Genomic DNA, 18,280 nt, shown 5'->3' with positions numbered 1-18,280 from the left:
CCTTAGCTCAAAACTCGGGGCGAACCTCGCCGCGGTTCGCCTTGCACCAATGGGCCGCTCGCCGGCCGCCCCTGTCTGTTTTCCGGCCGCCCTTCCAATTGCTTGGGGGCTGCCGGTAAAAACGGGAGAAAACCCGTTTCCTGAAGGCCGCTTCCGGCCCTCAGGAAAGAGGTTTTCAAATGTCTCGCGCAACGAAGCCTCCCTTTCGTCAAGGGAGGGGGCGGCCGGCGCGAGGCCGTCCGCCCTCAACCATAAGGCTTACTTCAGCTCGACCTTGGCGCCAGCTGCTTCCAGCTGAGCCTTGAACTTGTCAGCATCGGCCTTGGAAACGCCTTCCTTGACCGGCTTCGGAGCCGCCTCGACGAGGTCCTTGGCTTCCTTGAGGCCAAGGCCGGTGATGGCGCGGACTTCCTTGATGACGTTGATCTTCTGGGCGCCGGCGTCGGCGAGAACGACGTCGAATTCCGTCTTCTCTTCAGCCGGAGCAGCAGCAGCGGCAGCGCCACCGCCAGCAGCGGCAACCGCCACCGGAGCAGCAGCCGAAACGCCCCACTTCTCTTCCAGGAGCTTCGACAGCTCGGCCGCCTCGAGGACGGTCAGCTTCGAAAGGTCGTCTACGATCTTTGCCAGATCAGCCATTTGTGTATTCCTTTACTTGGTTCGAACGTGTGTTGTTGACAGCGAGGAACGGCCTCATGCCGCCTCGTCCTTCCGGGCGTAAGCGCCGATGACGCGCGCGACCGAAGCCGCGGGCGCATTGACGATCTGGGCGATCCGGGTTGCCGGCGTGGCGATCATGCCAACCAGCTTGGCGCGCAGCTCGTCGAGCGACGGCATCGTGGCGAGTGCCTTGACACCGTCGGCGTTGAGCGAGGTCGAGCCCATTGCGCCGCCGAGAATGATCAGCTTGTCATTCCCCTTGGCGAACTCGGACGCGATCTTCGGCGCCGCAACCGGATCCTCCGAATAAGCGATCAGCGTCTGTCCCTTGAACAGATCGACGATCGATGCGGAGTCCGTGCCCTGAAGAGCGATCTTGGCGAGACGGTTCTTCGCGACTTTGACGGTGCCACCGGCGGCGCGCATCTTCGACCGAAGGTCGTTCATTTGCGCGACGGTGATACCGGCGTAGTGGGCCACGACGACTGAACCCGCGTTCGAGAACGCTTCGTTCAGGCCCGTGACGAGTTCGCGTTTTTCCGCTCTGTCCACTGCCTATCTCCAGTTGACCCCTGCCCCATTCACGAGGTCAGAAGTCGGGTTGCCTTTTGCCGGCCGGGCCATCCACAAACGGATCTCCCGAACGGCGCTCGAGGATCCTGCCCCCTTTCGCCACATCCGCCGGCAAAGCCGGTTGATGTGCTGACAAAAGGCAAACACGGTTCGAACCTTTCATTGGAGCTTTTCGCTCCTTTGTCGGGTCTTCACCCGTCTCATGCAGGCCCACATGAATTAAGGCCCCCTTTTGAACCAAGGCCGGCCGCCTGCAATCTCGGACAGGATATCCGGAAACCTTTCAGCCTCCGGGTTACCGGGCCGCCGACGGATCGGCGGTCCGGAATTCTTTTGCGACCGGCCAGAAGCCGGTCAGGCGACATTTACGACGCGGCGAGCGTCGCGATGTCGAGCTTGAGGCCGGGACCCATCGTCGAGGTGACCGACACCTTCTTGACGTAGTTGCCCTTGGCGCCGGCGGGCTTGGCCTTGTTCACCGCATCGGCGAAGGCCCGCACATTCTCTTCCAGCGCCTTGACGTCGAACGAGACCTTGCCGACGCCGGCCTGGACGATGCCGGCCTTCTCGACGCGGAACTCGACGGCGCCGCCCTTCGAGGCCTTGACGGCGGCCGCGACATCGGGGGTCACGGTGCCGACCTTCGGGTTCGGCATCATGCCGCGCGGGCCGAGCACCTTACCCAGACGGCCGACCAGCGGCATCATGTCCGGGGTGGCGATGCAGCGATCGAAATCGATCGTGCCCTTCTGGACGATGTCGACCAGGTCCTCGGCGCCAACGATATCGGCGCCGGCCGCCTTGGCCTCCTCGGCCTTGTCGCCGCGCGCGAACACGGCGACGCGCACCGACCGGCCAGTGCCGTTCGGCAGGTTGACAACGCCGCGGACCATCTGGTCGGCATGGCGCGGATCGACGCCGAGATTCATCGCGACCTCGACCGTCTCGTCGAACTTCACCGTGGACCGGTCCTTCAGCAGCTGCAGCGCCTCAGAGAGCGCATAGGCCTTGTTCGGGTCGATGCCTTCACGGCTCTTGGCAACACGCTTTGCAATCTTTGCCATGATCTTAGCCCACCACTTCCAGGCCCATCGAGCGGGCGGAGCCCTCGACCATGCGCATGGCCGCTTCGACGTCGTTTGCGTTCAGGTCCTTCATCTTCTGCTCGGCGATCTGGCGCACCTTGTCGCGCGAGATCGTGCCGGCCTTGACCTTGCCCGGCTCTTTCGAACCAGACTTCAGGTTGGCGGCCTTCTTCAGGAAGTAGCTCACCGGCGGCGTCTTCATGACGAAGGTGAACGACTTGTCCTGGTAGTAGGTGATGACGACCGGGATGGGCGAGCCCTTCTCCAGTTCCTGGGTCTGCGCGTTGAACGCCTTGCAGAACTCCATGATGTTTATGCCGCGCTGACCTAGCGCCGGGCCGATCGGGGGCGACGGCGTGGCCGAGCCCGCGGCAACCTGGAGCTTGAGCTGGCCTGCAACTTTCTTAGCCATCTCTATTCCTGCCTTTATCTCATGCCGGGAAAACCGGCGGTTGCAGTCTGGTGGTGCGGTTCCAGCGGCCGGCTAAGCCGCATTCGCCTCCCACCCGTTCATGGCAGCGCCATTCCTTCGCGCCGCCGATCCCTTCGCCTGTCGGACGGGGACCTTCGGATCAGCCCTTTTCGACCTGTCCGAATTCGAGATCGACGGGCACCGCGCGCCCGAAGATCGAAACTTCCACCTTGAGGCGCGCCCGCTCCTCGTCCACTTCCTGGACGAAGCCGTTGAACGACGCGAACGGACCGTCCGAGACGCGGATCGCCTCGCCGATCTCGAAGGTGACCGACGGCTTCGGACGCTCGACGCCTTCCTGAACCTGGTTCAGGATGCGTTGCGCCTCGGCCTCGGTGATCGGCACGGGCTTGGAGTCTCCGAGGAAGCCGGTGACCTTCGGCGTGTTCTTGACCAGCGAGAATACGGCGTCCGTCAGGTTGGCCTTCAAGAGCACATAACCGGGGAAGAACTTGCGCTCCGCATCGACCTTGCGGCCGCGGCGTATCTCGACGACCTTCTCCGTCGGCACCACGATCTGCTCGATCTCGCCCGACAGGCCCTTCTGCTTGGCCTTGTTCTCGATGTCCTCGGCGACCTTCTTCTCGAAGTTCGAATAAGCGTGGACGATGTACCACCGCGTCATTTCACGACCTCTCCGTAATCGCCGAACTTAATGTCCGAGGCCCAGAATCCACTCGATCGCATAGCCCATGGCTATGTCGGCGGTGAAGAAGAAGATCATGGCGATGAGCGCAAAAACCAGGACCATCACCGTCGAGATCATGGTCTCGCGGCGCGAGGGCCATGTCACCTTGGCCGTCTCCGCGCGAACCTGCTGGAGAAATGTGAAAGGGTTTGTGGTTTTCGAAGCCATCTGCCGCCTGTCTTCAAGACCCGTTGGCCGGGTCTCCTGGATGATCCCGCTGGCCGGGACGTGCCGCCTGGACTTCGTGCCGGCGCCGAATCAGCACCACCATTTCGCCCACGCAAATCAGACGCGTAAAGCCGGCTTCCCAGCTCCACGCGTCGCGTGTCTGTTCAGTCTACATAAAACCGATTCTTGGTCCACGCAAGTGGCAAGTGTTCCGCTTTATGTTTTAGCGCCGCCTCGGAACCATCCAGTCGTTCCGTCCCGGCTATGCGGGGCCTTATGCCCCAGTTTTCGCTATATGGCAAGCCGCCCCCGGGTTTTCAACGGCGGAGCGCGCCCACCTTCAGTCTGCCATGGGAGGTGGCACGGGCAGCAGGGCTCGAACCTACGACCTGCGGTTTTGGAGACCGCCGCTCTACCAACTGAGCTATGCCCGTATACGGGCGCTGCTATTTCACAAAGCCGATGAGAACTCAAGAGCCCTTTTGAGACGCGTCGGCCGGAAGCGCCGATCGCAGCCATCCAAGCCCCAGGGCCCATGCGCAGATCACGAGTTCAAGCGAGAAAGTCCAATGCAGAACGAAGCTCAGGACCCAGTTCCCATGGCTGGCCGGAACCGCCACGAGCTCAAACGGGCGATCACTGAACGGCGCCAACCACATGATCGGCGATGCCACCGTGTCGAGCGCCATATGCAACATGGCTCCGGCTAAGAAGATGGCGATCGACGGCAGACGCCGCGACCCCAACAACCGACCGACCGACACGCCTACCGTCCCGATCGTGGCCCAGAACAACGGCCAATGCGTGATGTAGGCATGATGGTGCGTGCGACCGCCATCGATCAGGTAAAAATAGAGCATGTCGATGTCAGGGATGATGCTGCCGAGCATTGCGGCAGCCACCACATCGGATGCCTCCCGTCGCCGTCTTCGCGCGAGCCGTCCCAGAATATAGCCCGATGGGAGATGGGCAATCAGCATGCAAGGTCGTCTCACATTGATGCAACGACCCTGCGGTGTCTTTGCGGCGTCATCTTTTCGGAATTTTGCAGAAACCCAGCATCTTCGGCTACGATTTCCCGGCCGGCGGCTTGTAAGGCCCGCCCGGCACGCCCCAGCCCCAGCTTGGCATTGGCTCGGTCTCAGGGTCGCAAGTCTCGCCGAGATTGGAATTCATCTTGGCCAGTCGCGATCCCCATTCGATATAGCCCATGAAGGCGGAACGGAACTCGGGATCGCCCGGCAGGCCCGATTCGTCCGCCGCATCCGCCAGGAGGTTGATCCAACGCCGGCGCTGCTCCTCGCTCAGATGCCTGCCGAGATGATGCATGACCATCTCGCGGTGGCCACCATGCCTTTCGCTGTAGGTCTTCGGCCCGCCGAAAACCTCGCCGATGAAGGCGGCGACATGCGCCGGATGGTCCGGCGACATGTGCCTGAACACCGGACCGACGATCGGGTCCAAGGTCACTCTGTTGTAAAAGATCTGCGTCAGCCGGTTGAGCGCCTCGCTGCCGCCGGCCCATTCGAACAAAGTCGGGACGCCCTCGCTCATCTCCGGTCCTCCTACGTTTGAGCCTATAAGGATAGCGGGAAGCTCGGAGCCGGCTCAACCTGCCTCCATGGCCAGTGCTGGCATGGCGCCGAATGCTGCTAAAGCTTGGCCGGCGATTCCGCTTCGGCGTTGGCGGACGGCAGAACCCGGCAGTTATCGGGTTTTGGCGAAGATTTGCAGATAGTGGCGCCCGTCAGAGCGTCTACCGACTGGCGGCTGGTGGTGAGCCCGAACCCCGCCAATTCGTCCTGGCTAAGCTCCCTGTGCTTGGCGGATTGGGCCGACTGCATCGCGACGAACAAGCCCGAGCCGATCGCCATCTCCTCGAGATACGACCGGACCTTGTCTTCCATGCCCATGGAATGCACCAGGAAACGCGTATCGGCGCCTACCAAGCGCCTGGTGCCGCCGGCGATCATCAGCACGCAGGCTGTATCGCATTCGGCGCCGGCTTCAACGGTGAGACCATTATGAAGGTTGTCCTTGGAGACGCACCCTGCCGTGCCGGGATCGCAATCGAGAAAATCCGTCCGGGCGACCGCAACATCCAATCTGCGCTCGCGGATCAGCCGGCCGGCGGCGAGCGCGCCCTGGACATCGCCGCCCTGTGAGTTGAGGACGATGGGCAGCCTGCGCCCGCCGACCTTGTCCAGCAGCTCGCGCAGCCTGTCGGGCGTGCCGGCAACGATCGTTCCCTCCGCCGAAATCCATTCCGGACAGTCGGGGTTGCAGAGCGGATTGCTGCCGCGAACGAGGACGAAACGCATTTCCTGCTGCGGCTTTGGCGGTGATGCTGCCTCCGCCGGCTGGCTGTCGGCCGGTTTGGCCGCGACCGTCGCCACCTCGGCCGGCTTGGCCTTGCCATTGGCCGGTATCTCGTGGCAGCTCGTTGGCACCGGATCGCGCCGGCATATGGCTGCTTCGGTCATCAGGTCGAGGGAATCGAGGCTGGTGACGAGCTTCATCTCCAGCATATCGTCGGGCTCGATCTGCCTTATGTCGCTTGCCGGCGTCGCCTTCATCACGTCCAGCACGCCCTGCCCGATACCCATTTCTTTCAGATAGCCGGACAGCCGTTTCTCGACCGCCTTGCTCATCTCGTAGGTCTTGTAGCTGCCGGCATTCTTGCGGCTGACGACCTTGGTGCTGAGGACCTTCTTCTTGCCGTTCACAATTCTGTAGGTGGTGCGGTAGAGCAGCTTTTCCCTGTGATATGTCGTGGTGATCTGATGAACACCGAGAAAAGCCCACTCGCCGACCACACGGCGGACGCCGCCGGCAAACATCAGGGGACATGCGGAATTGCACATGGCGCCGCTGTCGTAGGCGATGCCGGAATACGGCGTGTTCTTACTGTCATTGTCCCGGCAGTTCTTCATTTCGGGCGAGCAGCCGGAAAACCCCGTAGTGCCCACGGCGATGTCGAGCTTGTTCTTACGGATCATACGGCCGAGTTGGAGCGCGGCGTCGACATTGCCTCCAGGAGAATTGACGACGATCGGCAGTTGCCGGCCGCCGAGCGTCTTCAAGAGGCGCTTGAACCGCGCCGGCGTGCCGGCCTCGATGCTGCCTTCGGCAGAAATCCATTCCGGGCAGTTCGGCTCGCAGCCTGGCGCGCTGCTGCGCACCACGACGAAGCGCATGGCAGGGCCGTAATCCGGCGGCGTTTCCTTCGCTGCGGCGGCAAACGCGGTAAGCCCAATAGCGATGGCCAGCCCGAGCCGAACCAGCCCTAGCGGCCACGAAATACCCTTTGAAAGGAACGCGGAAATCACGCCTGCCAAGCCCTCGGTCCAACCCATACTAGTTACGGCGACGATGCTTGCAATAGAATTGAAGAGGGTGCGAGCAATGCCAGCCTGACGGCTGCTGCCTCGACCTTCGGCGCGACAACGCTAAAGTTCTGGCGGCATCTTTGCCTGGGCGTTGGCGGAGGGCGGGAGCCGGCAATTGTCTGGCTTTGGCGAGGACCTGCAAATGGCGGGGCCAGTCAGCGTGTCCGACGTGTCCGGCCCGGTCACCAGCCCGACCTTGAGCATTACATCGGGTTCAAGCTGACGCTCGACCGAACTCTGATCTATCGCTGCGAACAGGCCTGGGCTGATCGCCATCTCGTCCAAATAGGCTTTGACAATCCGCTTCTGTCCCATCGAGGACACGCTGAGCCGCGCCTTGGGGTCGACCAGCCGCCTGGCGCCGCCGGCGAGCATGAGTGCGCAGGCTGAATCGCACTCCACTCCGAATTGGCTGATCAGCCCGACATAGGCGCCATTGTCGTCAAGACAGCCCGCCCCGGGCGGGTTGCAACCCAGGATATTGGTGCGGGCGACGACGACGTCTAGCTTGCGTTCGTGGATAAGCCGCCCTGCGGCCAAGGCGCCGAACAAGTCGCCGCCTCGTGAGCTGATCACAATGGGAAGTCGCGGGTTGTCGAGCGCGGCGAGCAACTGGCGAAGTTTTTGCGGGGTTCGAGGGGTGATCGCGCCTTCCGCCGAAATCCATTCCGGGCAGTCGGGATCGCAGAGCGGATCGCTGCCGCGAACGACCACGAAACGCATCTCCGGCGCGGCATTTCCTGCCGCTCCTCGAAACGGCACGGCAGTCGGGGCTGTGGCTGGCTTGGAAGATGGAGCTTCCGCCTGTCGAGAAGGTGCCGGCTTTGCCGTCGTTACAGCGGCCGGCCGGGCATCCTCCGCTATTTCCCGGCAATTCGGAGCCGGTTTGTCACCCATGCACAGGATCACTCCGGTGAACAGCTCCACGGTGTCTGTGCTGGTGGCCAGTTTCATCGTTAGCATGTCGTGGAGGGTGATCCGCTGAATGTCGCTCGCCGGCGTGGCTTTCATTTTGTCGAGGACACCCTGCCCCACGCCCATCTCTGCCAAATAGGCCGAGATTTTCCGCGCGAACCCCTTGCTCATCTTATAGGTCTTGTAGCTTCGGCCTTCGGTGACGGTCTCCGTTGTGACCTGATATCTTTTGCCCCGAATGGTTTTATAGGTGGTTCGAAAATGCCTTGTGGAGGGGAACCAAGTGGTGGTGATCTGATGAACACCCAGATAGGCCCAGCCACCGGCTACGCGGCGAACGCCACCTGCGAACATCAGGGGACATGCAGAGTTGCACATGGCGCCGCCATCAGACGCCACGCCGAAATAGGCAACGCCCTTGCCGAAGCTGGCCCCGCAGCCCTCCGTTCCCGGCCAACAATCGGAAAACTCGGTCTTGCCGATCGCGATGTCGAGTCCGTTCTTCCGTATGATGCGACCAAGTTGAAGTGCGGCGTCGACATCGCCGCCAGGGGAATTGACAATGATCGGCAGTTTGCGGGTGCCGAGCTTTTTCAGCACTCGCTTGAGCAGAGCCGGCGTGTCGGCAGTGATGGCGCCTTCCGCTGAAATCCATTCCGGACAATTGGTCTTACAGCCGACTGCACTGCTACGCGCAAAGATGAACCGCATGTCCGAAAAGCCGTCGGAAGACGGGCCGTTCAAAATGAACGTATCGGGCCATGCCCGTATGAGGACGTCATCGGCCTTTGCTGCAAAGGCCACCACCACAATAGCAAGCACCGGTGCCCGGCGAACCAGTATGCGAAACCATCTTGATGTGCAGTTTAAATGATGCCCCGAAATCATGATTGGCGACGCCCCCTGCCGCAATCGATAATAATTGCGGCAGTGGTGCATGCAATAGCTTCGAAGCAACCGTGCTGCATTTATGCTGCACTGTGCAAGTAAACGAAAAAGGGCGGCCCGAAGACCGCCCTTTCCTTGTCGAGCCGGCAAGTGCCGGATCGATCATTCTTTGATGGTGACGACGATGCCGGCACCGACGGTGCGGCCGCCTTCACGGATGGCGAAGCGCAGCTTCTCTTCCATCGCGATCGGCACGATCAGCTCGACGTCGACGGTGATGTTGTCGCCGGGCATCACCATCTCGGTGCCGGCCGGCAGCGTCACGATGCCGGTCACGTCGGTGGTGCGGAAGTAGAACTGCGGACGGTAGTTGGTGAAGAACGGCGTGTGACGGCCGCCCTCGTCCTTGGTCAGGATGTAGGCTTCGGCCACGAACTTCTTGTGCGGCTTCACCGAGCCCGGCTTGGCCAGAACCTGGCCGCGCTCGACACCCTCGCGGTCGATGCCGCGCAAGAGCGCGCCGATGTTGTCGCCGGCCTGGCCCTGGTCGAGCAGCTTGCGGAACATCTCCACGCCCGTGCAGGTGGTCTTGGCCGTCGGACGGATGCCGACGATCTCCAATTCCTCGCCGACCTTGACCACGCCGCGCTCGACGCGGCCGGTCACGACCGTGCCGCGGCCCGAGATCGAGAACACGTCCTCGATCGGCATCAGGAACGGCTTGTCCAGCGGACGGACCGGCGTCGGGATATAGGCGTCGACCTGCGCCATCAGCTCGCGGATGGCGTCCTCGCCGATGGTCTTGTTCGAATCTTCCAGCGCAGCCAGAGCCGAGCCCTTGACGATCGGAATGTCGTCGCCGGGGAACTCGTTCTTGGTCAGCAGCTCGCGAACCTCGAGCTCGACCAGCTCGAGCAGCTCGGCGTCGTCGACCTGGTCGACCTTGTTCAGGAACACCACGATCGAGGGCACGCCGACCTGACGGGCCAAAAGGATGTGCTCGCGGGTCTGCGGCATCGGGCCGTCGGCGGCCGAAACCACCAGGATCGCGCCGTCCATCTGCGCGGCGCCGGTGATCATGTTCTTCACATAGTCGGCGTGGCCGGGGCAGTCGACATGGGCATAGTGACGGTTGGCCGTCTCGTACTCGACATGCGCCGTCGAGATGGTGATGCCGCGCGCCTTCTCTTCCGGCGCCGCGTCGATCTGGTCATAGCGCTTGTATTCGCCAAAATACTTCGTGATCGCCGCCGTCAGCGACGTCTTGCCATGATCGACGTGGCCGATCGTGCCAATGTTCACATGCGGCTTGGTGCGCTCGAATTTACCTTTTGCCATAGTCTCTTTCCTTGGGCGGCCTTGACCTTCAGTTCAGTCGAATGCGGGGCGATTAGCGACAACGGCCGCAAAACACAAGTGCCTTGTGGTTGAGCGTTGTCTCGCTCGAGCCGAACCAATGATCTGATTTCAGGGGTATGGCGCGCATATAGGATCGCGACAGGCGAATTCAAATCCGCGCGTCTTGCCTCGGCTAGCTCATCGACAAGTTTCGCGCGGGTAGACGCCCGATCGGCCGGAACTGGCCCATTGCCGCCCCGATCCGGCTCTGATTTCTTCAGCCAATGCAATTCATTCCGGCAAATATCCGCGGTCCGCTGTTCATGATCGTCTCGACGGGCTCCTACCTCGTCAATGACACGATGATGAAGCTCGCGACCGCAGGGCTGCCGCCTTATGAGGTGCTGCTGCTACGTGGCGCGGCCGCCACACTGTGGGGCATGCCGCTGCTTTTCATGCTGGGCTATGGCAGGCAGATCCCGCTGCTGTTCGAACGCAAGGTGCTGCGCCGGAACCTTTGCGAGCTGGCGGCGATCCTTTGCTACGTCGTGGCGTTGGCCAACATGCCGATCGCCGATTCGACGGCGCTCGGGCAGATCACGCCGCTCATCGTGCTGGTCGGGTCCTCGCTCCTATTCGGCGAGAAGATCGGCGCCGCGCGAATGGCGCTGATTAGCCTCGGCTTTGTCGGCGCCGTCATGGTGGCGCAACCGACGATGCAGGGCATTTCCATCTATGCCTTGCTGGCGCTGGGCAACGCGGCCCTGGCCGCGGCGCGCGACCTCGCCGGACGTAAGGTGGGCGCCGAGGTGCCCGGCATGATCGTCGCCATCTCCGCCGTGGTTGTCGTGCTGCTCGGCGCAGGTGTCGCACACCTTGTCTCGGAACGGTGGGTGATGCCGGAGGGCCGTCATCTCCTTTTGCTTGCCGGCGCCGGCCTGTTCCTGATCTTCGGTCACTTCTTCATCTTCATGGCCTATCGCGTCGGACCGACAAGCGCGGTGGCGCCCTTCTATTATTGCTTCACCGTCTGGGCGGTGATTTCCGGCCTTTTGGTGTTCGGGCAGCTGCCCAACGCGCTCGCCGTCTGCGGCATTCTCCTGGTGATCGGCAGCGGCCTCGCCATTGTCTCGCTAGACGAGCGAAGGAGGCGCTTGAGCGTTGTGGCCTGAGGTCGTCCGGACTGAAAAGCTGAACGCTACAGCCCCACCCTTTTCTTCAACGGGCGTTTGGCAAGGAATCCGACGAGGTTGCGCAGCGTGCGCGGGTAGACCAGACGGCCGTTGCGAAAAGCGGTCAGATCGCCGGCGACATGCAGCGAGGACGTCTCATCGGGATCGCCTTGGGGGATGCCTCCCCATCGTGCCGGATCGTAATAGTCGACAAGGAAACCGTAGTCGTAGCGGCAGAAGCGCATCGCCCTTCTGAACGCCGCGGGGGAAAGATCCGAGGGACTGACCTTGCCCCGGGCTGCCTGCAGCCGCGGCATAGAGACTGTCTTGCCGCTGACCGTGGACAGGAAGGCGCCGACCTTGTCCATGTCCTCGAATTTGAAGACGTGCTCGAACAGGAACAGGCTGGAACCGATGAAGCGGCGTGGCGAGGCGACGTGAAAGTGGATGTCCCCTGAGCACGCGCAGTATTTTTCGATGTTGAGGATGAAGGTATCGGGATCCGGGTTGGTCGGCAGCCCAAAGCTCTCGAGCAACTCAAGGTTGGGCGAGCGTGACCGTAGGACATCGGTGTCCAATATCCTGCTGGAATAAGCCGAGAGCAGCCGCTCCAGCGGATCACGAACGATCGTGAATTTACCGCTGAGGCCGTCATAGACCGGCTCGAACGGATCGGCCCAATTGGTTGCAATTTGACTGTGGACGTCGTTGTCCGGGTCAAGCAGAGTGGCTTCCTTGCCGCCGAGCGCCATCAGCGCATATTTGACGCTGCTGGTGCCGCTTTTCGGGATTGGATAATAGGTGACTGGAAGGCCTTGAATCTGGACCGCCATCGCCGTTCCGCCCCACGCCATCCAATGCCAATACGCAGCGCGGTCGCGTTCGACGACCAGCGCTCGGCTGACGATCCCACCACGGCGATCGAGCCGTGGTTTCGCCGATCGTTCGACCGTTCTACAGCGTGCGCCTGCCGGAGAACTGGTGATAGGCCCAGAGCACGACGACCGAGCCGATGACGGCGACAATCAGGCTCCAGATGTTGAGGCCGGTGACGCCCGATGCGCCGAAGGCGCTGAAGATCACGCCACCGACGATAGCGCCGACGATGCCGAGCACGATGTCCATGATCAAGCCCTGACCGGTCTTGTTGACGATCTTGCTGCCGATGAAGCCGGCGATCGCGCCGAGAATGATCCAGCTGATGATGCCCATTTCTTCCCTCCAATTCCCCCCGGTGCCAATCATTTTCATATGATCGTGAAAAGCTCAAGACAGCTTGAAAATCCCCCCGGCTGCGCCATTCTGGCGACGGGTGGACTTGGTTGATAGGAGATCCATGATGGGCCTTTTTGACAACGCCGTTCCCGGCGGCAACATCACCAAGCCCCTGATGATCGCGCTCGGCGCACTGCTGGTCGGCAAGATGCTGAGCGGCAGAAGCGAGGAACAGCCGGCCGACGGTCAGGCCCCCGCCCCAACTCCCGCTGGAACCTCCGCCGATGGCGGCCTGCTCGGCGGACTGGGCGGGCTGCTCGACAGACTGCGAGACTCCGGCCACGGCAACGTTGCCGATTCCTGGGTCGGCACCGGCCAGAACCAGCCGATCAACGCCAACGATCTCGGCTCGGCGCTGGGGCCGGCGGTGATCCGCGAGATCGCGCAACGGACCGGCATGAACGAGCAGGAGCTGCTGCGGCAATTGTCCACGGCGCTGCCCGGGGTTGTCGACAAACTGACGCCGAACGGCCAAGTGCCGCCGCAACATCAGGTGACATCGGCTTTCAACAGCTAAGCACAAGGCCGATCGAACACGCCGCGCGCCACGGGTGCTCGGCGTTTTTCGTTTGAGGCCTACGACGAAGAAAATCTGGAGCGGGTAGCGGGAATCGAACCCGCATATTCAGCTTGGAAGGCTGCTGCTCTACCACTGAGCTATACCCGCCTGCGCTAGCATCGGAAAACAGTGGCACACTTCCGGTGCTTTTCGTTTCAGGGCTTCCGGGCCGGCAGTGGTGGAGAGGGTTGGATTCGAACCAACGTAGGCTAAGCCAACGGATTTACAGTCCGTCCCCTTTAACCACTCGGGCACCTCTCCAGTCTGCCGCCGGAGCCATGCAACGAGGCATTTCAGCCGACCCGGAGCCCGAGTAAGGATCTTCTCCGAAATCAGCGATGCGCCTTATGGCGGCAAGGCCGGTGGGTGTCAACCGGCGCGGCCAGGGTTTTTCGAGGATGTTCGGCATTCGTCGCCGCAGCCCGTATCCTTAGCCGGCCGGGACGGTTATAGAGGCCGGCATGAGCGACAACAAAAGCAGCAAACCGGGCACCCCGAAGGATACCCACTACGCCAAGCTGAGGCGCGCGCATCGCGACCAGAAGGCGGGCGGCGCGCCGGCATTCCGGCCGCGCCAACCGGTGCCGCCGGGCGAAGGCCCCGCCGACGGACTGGTGCGGCTTTACGGCCTGCACACGGTGCGGGCCGCACTCGACAATCCGCGACGCAAGATCAAAAGAATGCTGGTGACCCGCAATGCCGCCGAGCGTCTGGCGATCGGCGATCTTGCCGCCCTGCCCTTCAAGGCCGAGTTGGTCGAGCCGAAAGATATCGACAAAATCACCGGCTCGGACGCCGTGCATCAGGGCGTGCTGATCGAGGCGGAACCGCTTAAACCCAAGCGCCTTGACACGCTCGGCGACACAAAGCTGGTGCTGGTGCTCGACCAGGTCACCGACCCGCACAATGTCGGCGCTATCCTGCGCTCGGCGGTGGCTTTCGGCGCCGGCGCGCTGATCACGACGGCCCGCCACAGCCCGCAGGAATCGGGCGTGCTGGCGAAATCGGCCTCGGGCGCGCTGGAGCACATCGACCAGATCGAGGTGAAAAACCTCGCCGACGCGCTGGGTCAACTGCACGATGCCGGCTTCCAGACGATCGGGCTCGATTCCGAGGGATCGGCGGAGCTGGAAAAGAGCTTCGCCGGAGGAAAAATTGCGCTGGTTCTGGGGGCGGAGGGCAAGGGCCTGCGCCAGAAGACGCGCGAGACGGTGACGGCGCTTGCCCGCCTGGACATGCCCGGCGCCATCCGCTCGCTCAACGTGTCGAATGCCGCGGCGGTGAGCCTTTATGCGGCGCGAAAATTCATAGCGAATAGCGAATAGCGAATAGCGAATAGCGAATAGCCGAAACACGGCGGCCCGTCGGCCTGCAATCCCTATTCGCTACTCCCCATTCGCTATTCGCTTCTAGGCCACTTCGTGGCCCGCCATCCGCTCCAGCGCCCTGACCAGCGCCGAGTGATCCTCCTTCGCCCCACCATTGGCGGCGCAGGAATTGAACAGTTGCTGCGTCGTCGAGGTGTTGGGGAGCGCAACGCCGAGCGCCTTGGCGCCTTCCAGCGCGAGGTTGAGGTCCTTCTGGTGCAGTTCGATGCGGAAACCGGGCGCGAAGGTGCGCTTAATCATGCGCTCGCCATGCACTTCGAGGATGCGCGAGGCGGCGAGACCGCCCATCAGGGCTTGGCGAACCTTTGCAGGATCGGCGCCGGCCTTCGAGGCGAAGACCAGGGCTTCGCCGATCGCCTCGATGGTGAGCGCCACGACGATCTGGTTGGCGACCTTGGTGGTCTGGCCGACGCCGTTCGGGCCGACCAGCGTGATGTTCTTGCCCATCTTCTCGAACACCGGCCTGGCGCGCTCGAACGCCTCTTCCTCGCCGCCAACCATGATGGTAAGCGAGGCTGCCTTGGCGCCGACCTCGCCGCCGGATACCGGCGCGTCGAGATAGTCGCAGCCGAGATCGTTGATTTTCTTGGCGAAGTCCTTGGTGGCGATCGGCGAGATCGAGCTCATGTCGATGACGAGCTTGCCTTTCGACAGAGCTGAAGCGACGCCGTTTTCGCCGAACAGCACATCCGCCACCTGCGGCGTGTCGGGCACCATGGTGATGATGATGCCGGCGGCGCTGGCCACCGCATCGTGGCCGGTGACGGTCTTCAGCCCCTTGGCCGCGAGAGCGGCTGGCGGCTTCGAGCGATGGTCACTGGCGATGACCGGGTAGCCGGCGTCGAGCAGATGCCCCGCCATCGGCGCGCCCATGATGCCGAGGCCAATGAAGCCGATGGTTTCCATTTTGCGGTCTCCTGAAGATCTTTGTCCGAATGGATCGAAGGCTGGCGCCGCCCCTCATCCGCCTGCCGGCACCTTCTCCCTGTGAAGGATGGGGAGAAGGAGGACAAGCTCCAGCGCTGGCGACCCCCCTCTCCCCCGTTTTTCACGGGGAGAGGGTAAGGGTGAGGGGCAGCGCCGAGGCTGGTTGAGAAGCGCCTAAGCCGCCGCACTCCCCTGCCCGGCGAACTGCCGGAACCAGCCGAGTCCCACCTCCGTGCCGGCCTTCGGTTTGTATTCGGCGCCGATCCAGCCGGAATAGCCGAGCCGGTCGATATGGTCGTAGAGGAAGGGATAATTGATCTCGCCCGTCCCCGGCTCGTGACGGCCGGGATTGTCCGCAAGCTGGATATGCGCGATGCGGCCAAGGTTTGCCTCGATGGTACGGGCGAGATCCCCCTCCATGATCTGCATGTGATAAATGTCGTATTGCAGGAACAGGTTCTTCGAGCCGATGCGGTCGATCAGCGCCAGCGCCTGATCGGTATAATTCAGGAAGAAGCCCGGAATGTCGCGAGTGTTGATCGGCTCGATCAGCAGCTTGATGCTGGCCTGCTCCAGCTTTTCGGCCGCGAAAGCGAGATTTTCGGCAAAGACGTTTTCCAAAGCAGTGCGATCGGCACCCTGCGGCGCGATGCCGGCGAGGCAGTTGACCTGCTCGCAGCCAACCGCGTGCGCATAAGTGATCGCCTTGGCGACGCCCTGGCGAAATTCAGGCACGCGGTCGGGCAGCACGGCAATGCCGCGCTCGCCCTTTGCCCAGTCGCCGGCCGGCAGGTTGAAGAGAACCTGCGTCAGGCCGTTCTTCTTGAGGCGAGCGGCAACAACGTCCGGCGCATGGTCGTACGGCCCGATATATTCGACGCCCTTGAAGCCGGCGCGGGCAGCGGCATCGAAACGATCTAGGAATTCGTGCTCCCCGAAGAGCATCGAAAGATTGGCTGAAAAACGCGGCATTCTTTTTGCTCCTTCTTTCCGCCGGACCTCAATCGAGCATCACGATCGCCGTCGGCGCATCCTCGTGGCTTTCGGCAAGCTCCTCGAATTCGGTGATCTTGTCGATTTCGGTGCCCATGGAAATGTTGGTGACACGTTCAAGGATGAATTCGAGAACGACCGGGACCTGGTGTTCCTTCATCAGCCGCTCAGCCTCTTTGAAGGCGCCGGCGAACTCTTCCGGCTTGCGCACGCGAACCGCCTTGCAGCCCATCGCCTCGGCGACCGCGACATGGTCGACGCCGTAGCCGGCCTCGGGATCGTTTGCCCGGTTGACGTTCTCGAAGGCGAGGCTCACCTCGTAGTCCATCGAGAAGCCGCGCTGCGCCTGGCGGATCAGCCCGAGATAGGCGTTGTTCACGACGACGTGGATGTAAGGCAGCTTGTGCTGCGCGCCGACCGCCAGCTCTTCGATCATGAACTGGAAGTCGTAGTCGCCGGAGAGCGCGACGATGGCGCGATCGGGATCGGCGGCGCGCACGCCGAGCGCGGCCGGCAGCGTCCAGCCGAGCGGGCCTGCCTGGCCGCAATTGATCCAGTTGCGCGGCTTGTAGACATGCAGGAATTGCGCGCCGGCGATCTGCGACAGGCCGATCGTGGTCACGTAAGTCGTGTCCCGGGCAAACGCCTTGTTCATCTCCTCGTAGACGCGCTGCGGCTTCAGCGGCACCTGCTCGAAATGCGTCTTGCGCTTCATGGTTTTCTTGCGCTGCTGGCATTCCTTCGCCCAGCCCGACCAGTCGCGCAGCTTGCCGGCCGTACGCCACTCGGTGGCGACGTCGAGCAGCATCTTCAGCGCCGCGCCCGCATCCGAGACGATGCCGAGATCCGGCGCGAAGACGCGGCCGATCTGAGTGGGCTCGATGTCGACATGGATGAATTTCTTGCCCTTCGTGTACACGTCGACCGACCCGGTGTGGCGATTGGCCCAGCGGTTGCCGATGCCAAAGACGAAGTCGGCCTCAAGCATTGTCGCGTTGCCGTAACGGTGCGAGGTTTGCAGGCCGCACATGCCGGCCATCAGCCGGTGATCGTCGGGGATCGCGCCCCAGCCCATCAACGTCGGAATGACCGGCACGCCGGTGACTTCGGCGAACTCGATCAGCAAATCGGAAGCATCGGCGTTGATAATGCCGCCGCCGGCGACGATCAGCGGCTTTTGCGCCTGGTTGAGCATCGCCAAAGCCTTTTCGGCCTGGGCGCGCGTCATTGCCGGCCTGAAGGGAACCAGCGGCTCATAGGCCTCGATGTCGAATTCGATCTCGGCAAGCTGCACATCGAGCGGCAGGTCGATCAGCACCGGGCCCGGTCGCGAGGAGCGCATCAGGTGGAACGCCTTCTGCAGCGCCATCGGCACCAGATAGGGTTCCATGACGGTGACGGCCCATTTGGCGACGGGTGCTGCGATCGAAGCGATGTCGACGGCCTGGAAATCCTCCTTGTTGAGGCGAGCGCGCGGCGCCTGCCCGGTGATGCAGAGGATGGGAATGGAATCCGCCGAGGCGGAATAGAGCCCGGTGATCATATCGGTGCCGGCCGGACCTGAGGTGCCGATGCAGAGCCCGATATTGCCGGCCTTGGCGCGGGTAAACCCTTCAGCCATGTGCGAGGCGCCCTCGACATGGCGCGCGAGAACGTGGCGGATGGTACCGCGCGCCTTCAGCGCCGAATAGAGCGGGTTGATCGCCGCGCCCGGCACGCCGAAGGCATTGGTGATGCCTTCCTTTTCTAGAACGAGAACCGCCGCGTCGATAGCGCGCATCCTGGCCATG

19 protein-coding genes and 3 tRNA genes are annotated in these 18,280 nt (G+C 62.6%); 3 read left to right on the top strand and 19 right to left on the bottom strand.

Going from position 1 to position 18,280, the window contains the following annotated elements:
• Window positions 1–258: 258 nt before the first annotated feature.
• The 12 genes from rplL to tuf all read right to left on the bottom strand — a co-directional run bounded on the left by rplL (window position 259) and on the right by tuf (window position 10,176).
• Window positions 259–639, bottom strand: coding sequence for a 50S ribosomal protein L7/L12 (gene rplL / locus A9K71_RS01870; RefSeq protein ID WP_066989581.1), 381 nt, complete (start codon window positions 637–639; stop codon window positions 259–261).
• A gap of 54 nt (window positions 640–693) precedes the next feature.
• A complete protein-coding gene (rplJ, locus tag A9K71_RS01865; RefSeq protein WP_066989579.1) occupies window positions 694–1,212 on the bottom strand; it encodes a 50S ribosomal protein L10 in 519 nt (172 codons plus the stop codon).
• A 386-nt stretch (window positions 1,213–1,598) separates the two neighbouring features.
• Complete coding sequence (rplA, locus tag A9K71_RS01860; protein WP_066989577.1) at window positions 1,599–2,297, bottom strand: 50S ribosomal protein L1; 699 nt, start codon at window positions 2,295–2,297, stop codon at window positions 1,599–1,601.
• Between the two features lie 4 nt (window positions 2,298–2,301).
• Entirely contained in the window at window positions 2,302–2,730 is a 429-nt protein-coding gene (rplK, locus tag A9K71_RS01855; protein WP_059189557.1) for a 50S ribosomal protein L11, read from the bottom strand.
• A gap of 160 nt (window positions 2,731–2,890) precedes the next feature.
• Entirely contained in the window at window positions 2,891–3,415 is a 525-nt protein-coding gene (gene nusG / locus A9K71_RS01850; protein WP_066989575.1) for a transcription termination/antitermination protein NusG, read from the bottom strand.
• Window positions 3,416–3,442: 27 nt separating this feature from the next.
• Window positions 3,443–3,646, bottom strand: a complete 204-nt coding sequence (gene secE / locus A9K71_RS01845) for a preprotein translocase subunit SecE (RefSeq protein WP_066989573.1) — start codon at window positions 3,644–3,646, stop codon at window positions 3,443–3,445.
• Between the two features lie 358 nt (window positions 3,647–4,004).
• A tRNA-Trp gene (locus A9K71_RS01840) sits at window positions 4,005–4,080 on the bottom strand.
• Window positions 4,081–4,116: 36 nt separating this feature from the next.
• Window positions 4,117–4,626 carry a metal-dependent hydrolase gene (locus A9K71_RS01835; RefSeq protein WP_066989571.1) on the bottom strand — a complete coding sequence of 170 codons (510 nt, stop codon included), beginning with the start codon at window positions 4,624–4,626 and terminating at the stop codon, window positions 4,117–4,119.
• 88 nt (window positions 4,627–4,714) lie between these two features.
• The gene (locus A9K71_RS01830) at window positions 4,715–5,200 is read right to left on the bottom strand and encodes a group II truncated hemoglobin (protein ID WP_066989569.1); all 486 of its coding nucleotides are present in this window, start codon (window positions 5,198–5,200) and stop codon (window positions 4,715–4,717) included.
• 98 nt (window positions 5,201–5,298) lie between these two features.
• Window positions 5,299–6,843, bottom strand: a complete 1,545-nt coding sequence (locus A9K71_RS01825) for a hypothetical protein (RefSeq protein WP_156752573.1) — start codon at window positions 6,841–6,843, stop codon at window positions 5,299–5,301.
• A gap of 252 nt (window positions 6,844–7,095) precedes the next feature.
• Window positions 7,096–8,889, bottom strand: a complete 1,794-nt coding sequence (locus A9K71_RS01820) for a hypothetical protein (protein ID WP_245299504.1) — start codon at window positions 8,887–8,889, stop codon at window positions 7,096–7,098.
• A gap of 111 nt (window positions 8,890–9,000) precedes the next feature.
• A complete protein-coding gene (tuf, locus tag A9K71_RS01815; protein WP_066989565.1) occupies window positions 9,001–10,176 on the bottom strand; it encodes an elongation factor Tu in 1,176 nt (391 codons plus the stop codon).
• A gap of 284 nt (window positions 10,177–10,460) precedes the next feature.
• Between tuf and A9K71_RS01810 the strand changes: the two genes are divergently transcribed.
• Complete coding sequence (locus tag A9K71_RS01810) at window positions 10,461–11,348, top strand: DMT family transporter (RefSeq protein WP_066989563.1); 888 nt, start codon at window positions 10,461–10,463, stop codon at window positions 11,346–11,348.
• 26 nt (window positions 11,349–11,374) lie between these two features.
• On the opposite strand, the gene A9K71_RS01805 is transcribed toward A9K71_RS01810, so the two are convergent.
• Entirely contained in the window at window positions 11,375–12,181 is an 807-nt protein-coding gene (locus tag A9K71_RS01805) for a sulfotransferase family 2 domain-containing protein (RefSeq protein ID WP_066989561.1), read from the bottom strand.
• A gap of 121 nt (window positions 12,182–12,302) precedes the next feature.
• Window positions 12,303–12,560 (bottom strand): GlsB/YeaQ/YmgE family stress response membrane protein, encoded by a 258-nt coding sequence (locus A9K71_RS01800; protein ID WP_066989559.1) that lies wholly within the window; start codon window positions 12,558–12,560, stop codon window positions 12,303–12,305.
• 127 nt (window positions 12,561–12,687) lie between these two features.
• Between A9K71_RS01800 and A9K71_RS01795 the strand changes: the two genes are divergently transcribed.
• Window positions 12,688–13,140 (top strand): YidB family protein, encoded by a 453-nt coding sequence (locus A9K71_RS01795; RefSeq protein WP_066989902.1) that lies wholly within the window; start codon window positions 12,688–12,690, stop codon window positions 13,138–13,140.
• 76 nt (window positions 13,141–13,216) lie between these two features.
• On the opposite strand, the gene A9K71_RS01790 is transcribed toward A9K71_RS01795, so the two are convergent.
• Together A9K71_RS01790 and A9K71_RS01785 are read right to left on the bottom strand one after the other, a co-directional pair.
• Window positions 13,217–13,290, bottom strand: a tRNA-Gly gene (locus tag A9K71_RS01790).
• A gap of 68 nt (window positions 13,291–13,358) precedes the next feature.
• Window positions 13,359–13,443: transfer RNA gene (locus A9K71_RS01785), tRNA-Tyr, on the bottom strand.
• 200 nt (window positions 13,444–13,643) lie between these two features.
• Here A9K71_RS01785 and A9K71_RS01780 point away from each other — a divergent pair.
• Window positions 13,644–14,507: an RNA methyltransferase gene (locus A9K71_RS01780; RefSeq protein WP_066989557.1), complete on the top strand. Its 864-nt coding sequence runs from the start codon at window positions 13,644–13,646 to the stop codon at window positions 14,505–14,507.
• An 84-nt stretch (window positions 14,508–14,591) separates the two neighbouring features.
• Here the strand turns inward: A9K71_RS01780 and A9K71_RS01775 are convergent, their stop codons facing one another.
• The 3 genes from A9K71_RS01775 to gcl form a co-directional block, all read right to left on the bottom strand.
• Complete coding sequence (locus A9K71_RS01775) at window positions 14,592–15,476, bottom strand: 2-hydroxy-3-oxopropionate reductase (RefSeq protein ID WP_066989555.1); 885 nt, start codon at window positions 15,474–15,476, stop codon at window positions 14,592–14,594.
• Between the two features lie 195 nt (window positions 15,477–15,671).
• On the bottom strand, window positions 15,672–16,469 hold the full coding sequence (gene otnI / locus A9K71_RS01770; protein ID WP_066989553.1) for a 2-oxo-tetronate isomerase: 798 nt from the start codon (window positions 16,467–16,469) through the stop codon (window positions 15,672–15,674).
• Window positions 16,470–16,497: 28 nt separating this feature from the next.
• Window positions 16,498–18,279, bottom strand: a complete 1,782-nt coding sequence (gene gcl, locus A9K71_RS01765; protein WP_066989551.1) for a glyoxylate carboligase — start codon at window positions 18,277–18,279, stop codon at window positions 16,498–16,500.
• Window position 18,280: the final 1 nt, after the last annotated feature.

Source organism: Mesorhizobium sp. WSM3873 (assembly GCF_001672445.1).
Classification (GTDB): domain Bacteria; phylum Pseudomonadota; class Alphaproteobacteria; order Rhizobiales; family Rhizobiaceae; genus Mesorhizobium.
This window is presented reverse-complemented; position numbering and strand designations above follow the sequence as displayed.

Coding starts and splice junctions, on each gene's coding strand:
- secE (WP_066989573.1), bottom strand. CDS start 3,646: ATGGCTTCGAAAACCACAAACCCTTTCACATTTCTCCAGCAGGTTCGC.
- A9K71_RS01800 (WP_066989559.1), bottom strand. CDS start 12,560: ATGGGCATCATCAGCTGGATCATTCTCGGCGCGATCGCCGGCTTCATC.
- A9K71_RS01835 (WP_066989571.1), bottom strand. CDS start 4,626: ATGCTGATTGCCCATCTCCCATCGGGCTATATTCTGGGACGGCTCGCG.
- A9K71_RS01795 (WP_066989902.1), top strand. CDS start 12,688: ATGGGCCTTTTTGACAACGCCGTTCCCGGCGGCAACATCACCAAGCCC.
- A9K71_RS01825 (WP_156752573.1), bottom strand. CDS start 6,843: ATGCGCTTCGTCGTGGTGCGCAGCAGCGCGCCAGGCTGCGAGCCGAAC.
- A9K71_RS01805 (WP_066989561.1), bottom strand. CDS start 12,181: ATGGCGGTCCAGATTCAAGGCCTTCCAGTCACCTATTATCCAATCCCG.
- rplL (WP_066989581.1), bottom strand. CDS start 639: ATGGCTGATCTGGCAAAGATCGTAGACGACCTTTCGAAGCTGACCGTC.
- tuf (WP_066989565.1), bottom strand. CDS start 10,176: ATGGCAAAAGGTAAATTCGAGCGCACCAAGCCGCATGTGAACATTGGC.
- A9K71_RS01780 (WP_066989557.1), top strand. CDS start 13,644: ATGAGCGACAACAAAAGCAGCAAACCGGGCACCCCGAAGGATACCCAC.
- gcl (WP_066989551.1), bottom strand. CDS start 18,279: ATGGCCAGGATGCGCGCTATCGACGCGGCGGTTCTCGTTCTAGAAAAG.
- rplA (WP_066989577.1), bottom strand. CDS start 2,297: ATGGCAAAGATTGCAAAGCGTGTTGCCAAGAGCCGTGAAGGCATCGAC.
- rplK (WP_059189557.1), bottom strand. CDS start 2,730: ATGGCTAAGAAAGTTGCAGGCCAGCTCAAGCTCCAGGTTGCCGCGGGC.
- A9K71_RS01775 (WP_066989555.1), bottom strand. CDS start 15,476: ATGGAAACCATCGGCTTCATTGGCCTCGGCATCATGGGCGCGCCGATG.
- nusG (WP_066989575.1), bottom strand. CDS start 3,415: ATGACGCGGTGGTACATCGTCCACGCTTATTCGAACTTCGAGAAGAAG.
- A9K71_RS01810 (WP_066989563.1), top strand. CDS start 10,461: ATGCAATTCATTCCGGCAAATATCCGCGGTCCGCTGTTCATGATCGTC.
- otnI (WP_066989553.1), bottom strand. CDS start 16,469: ATGCCGCGTTTTTCAGCCAATCTTTCGATGCTCTTCGGGGAGCACGAA.
- A9K71_RS01830 (WP_066989569.1), bottom strand. CDS start 5,200: ATGAGCGAGGGCGTCCCGACTTTGTTCGAATGGGCCGGCGGCAGCGAG.
- A9K71_RS01820 (WP_245299504.1), bottom strand. CDS start 8,889: ATGCACCACTGCCGCAATTATTATCGATTGCGGCAGGGGGCGTCGCCA.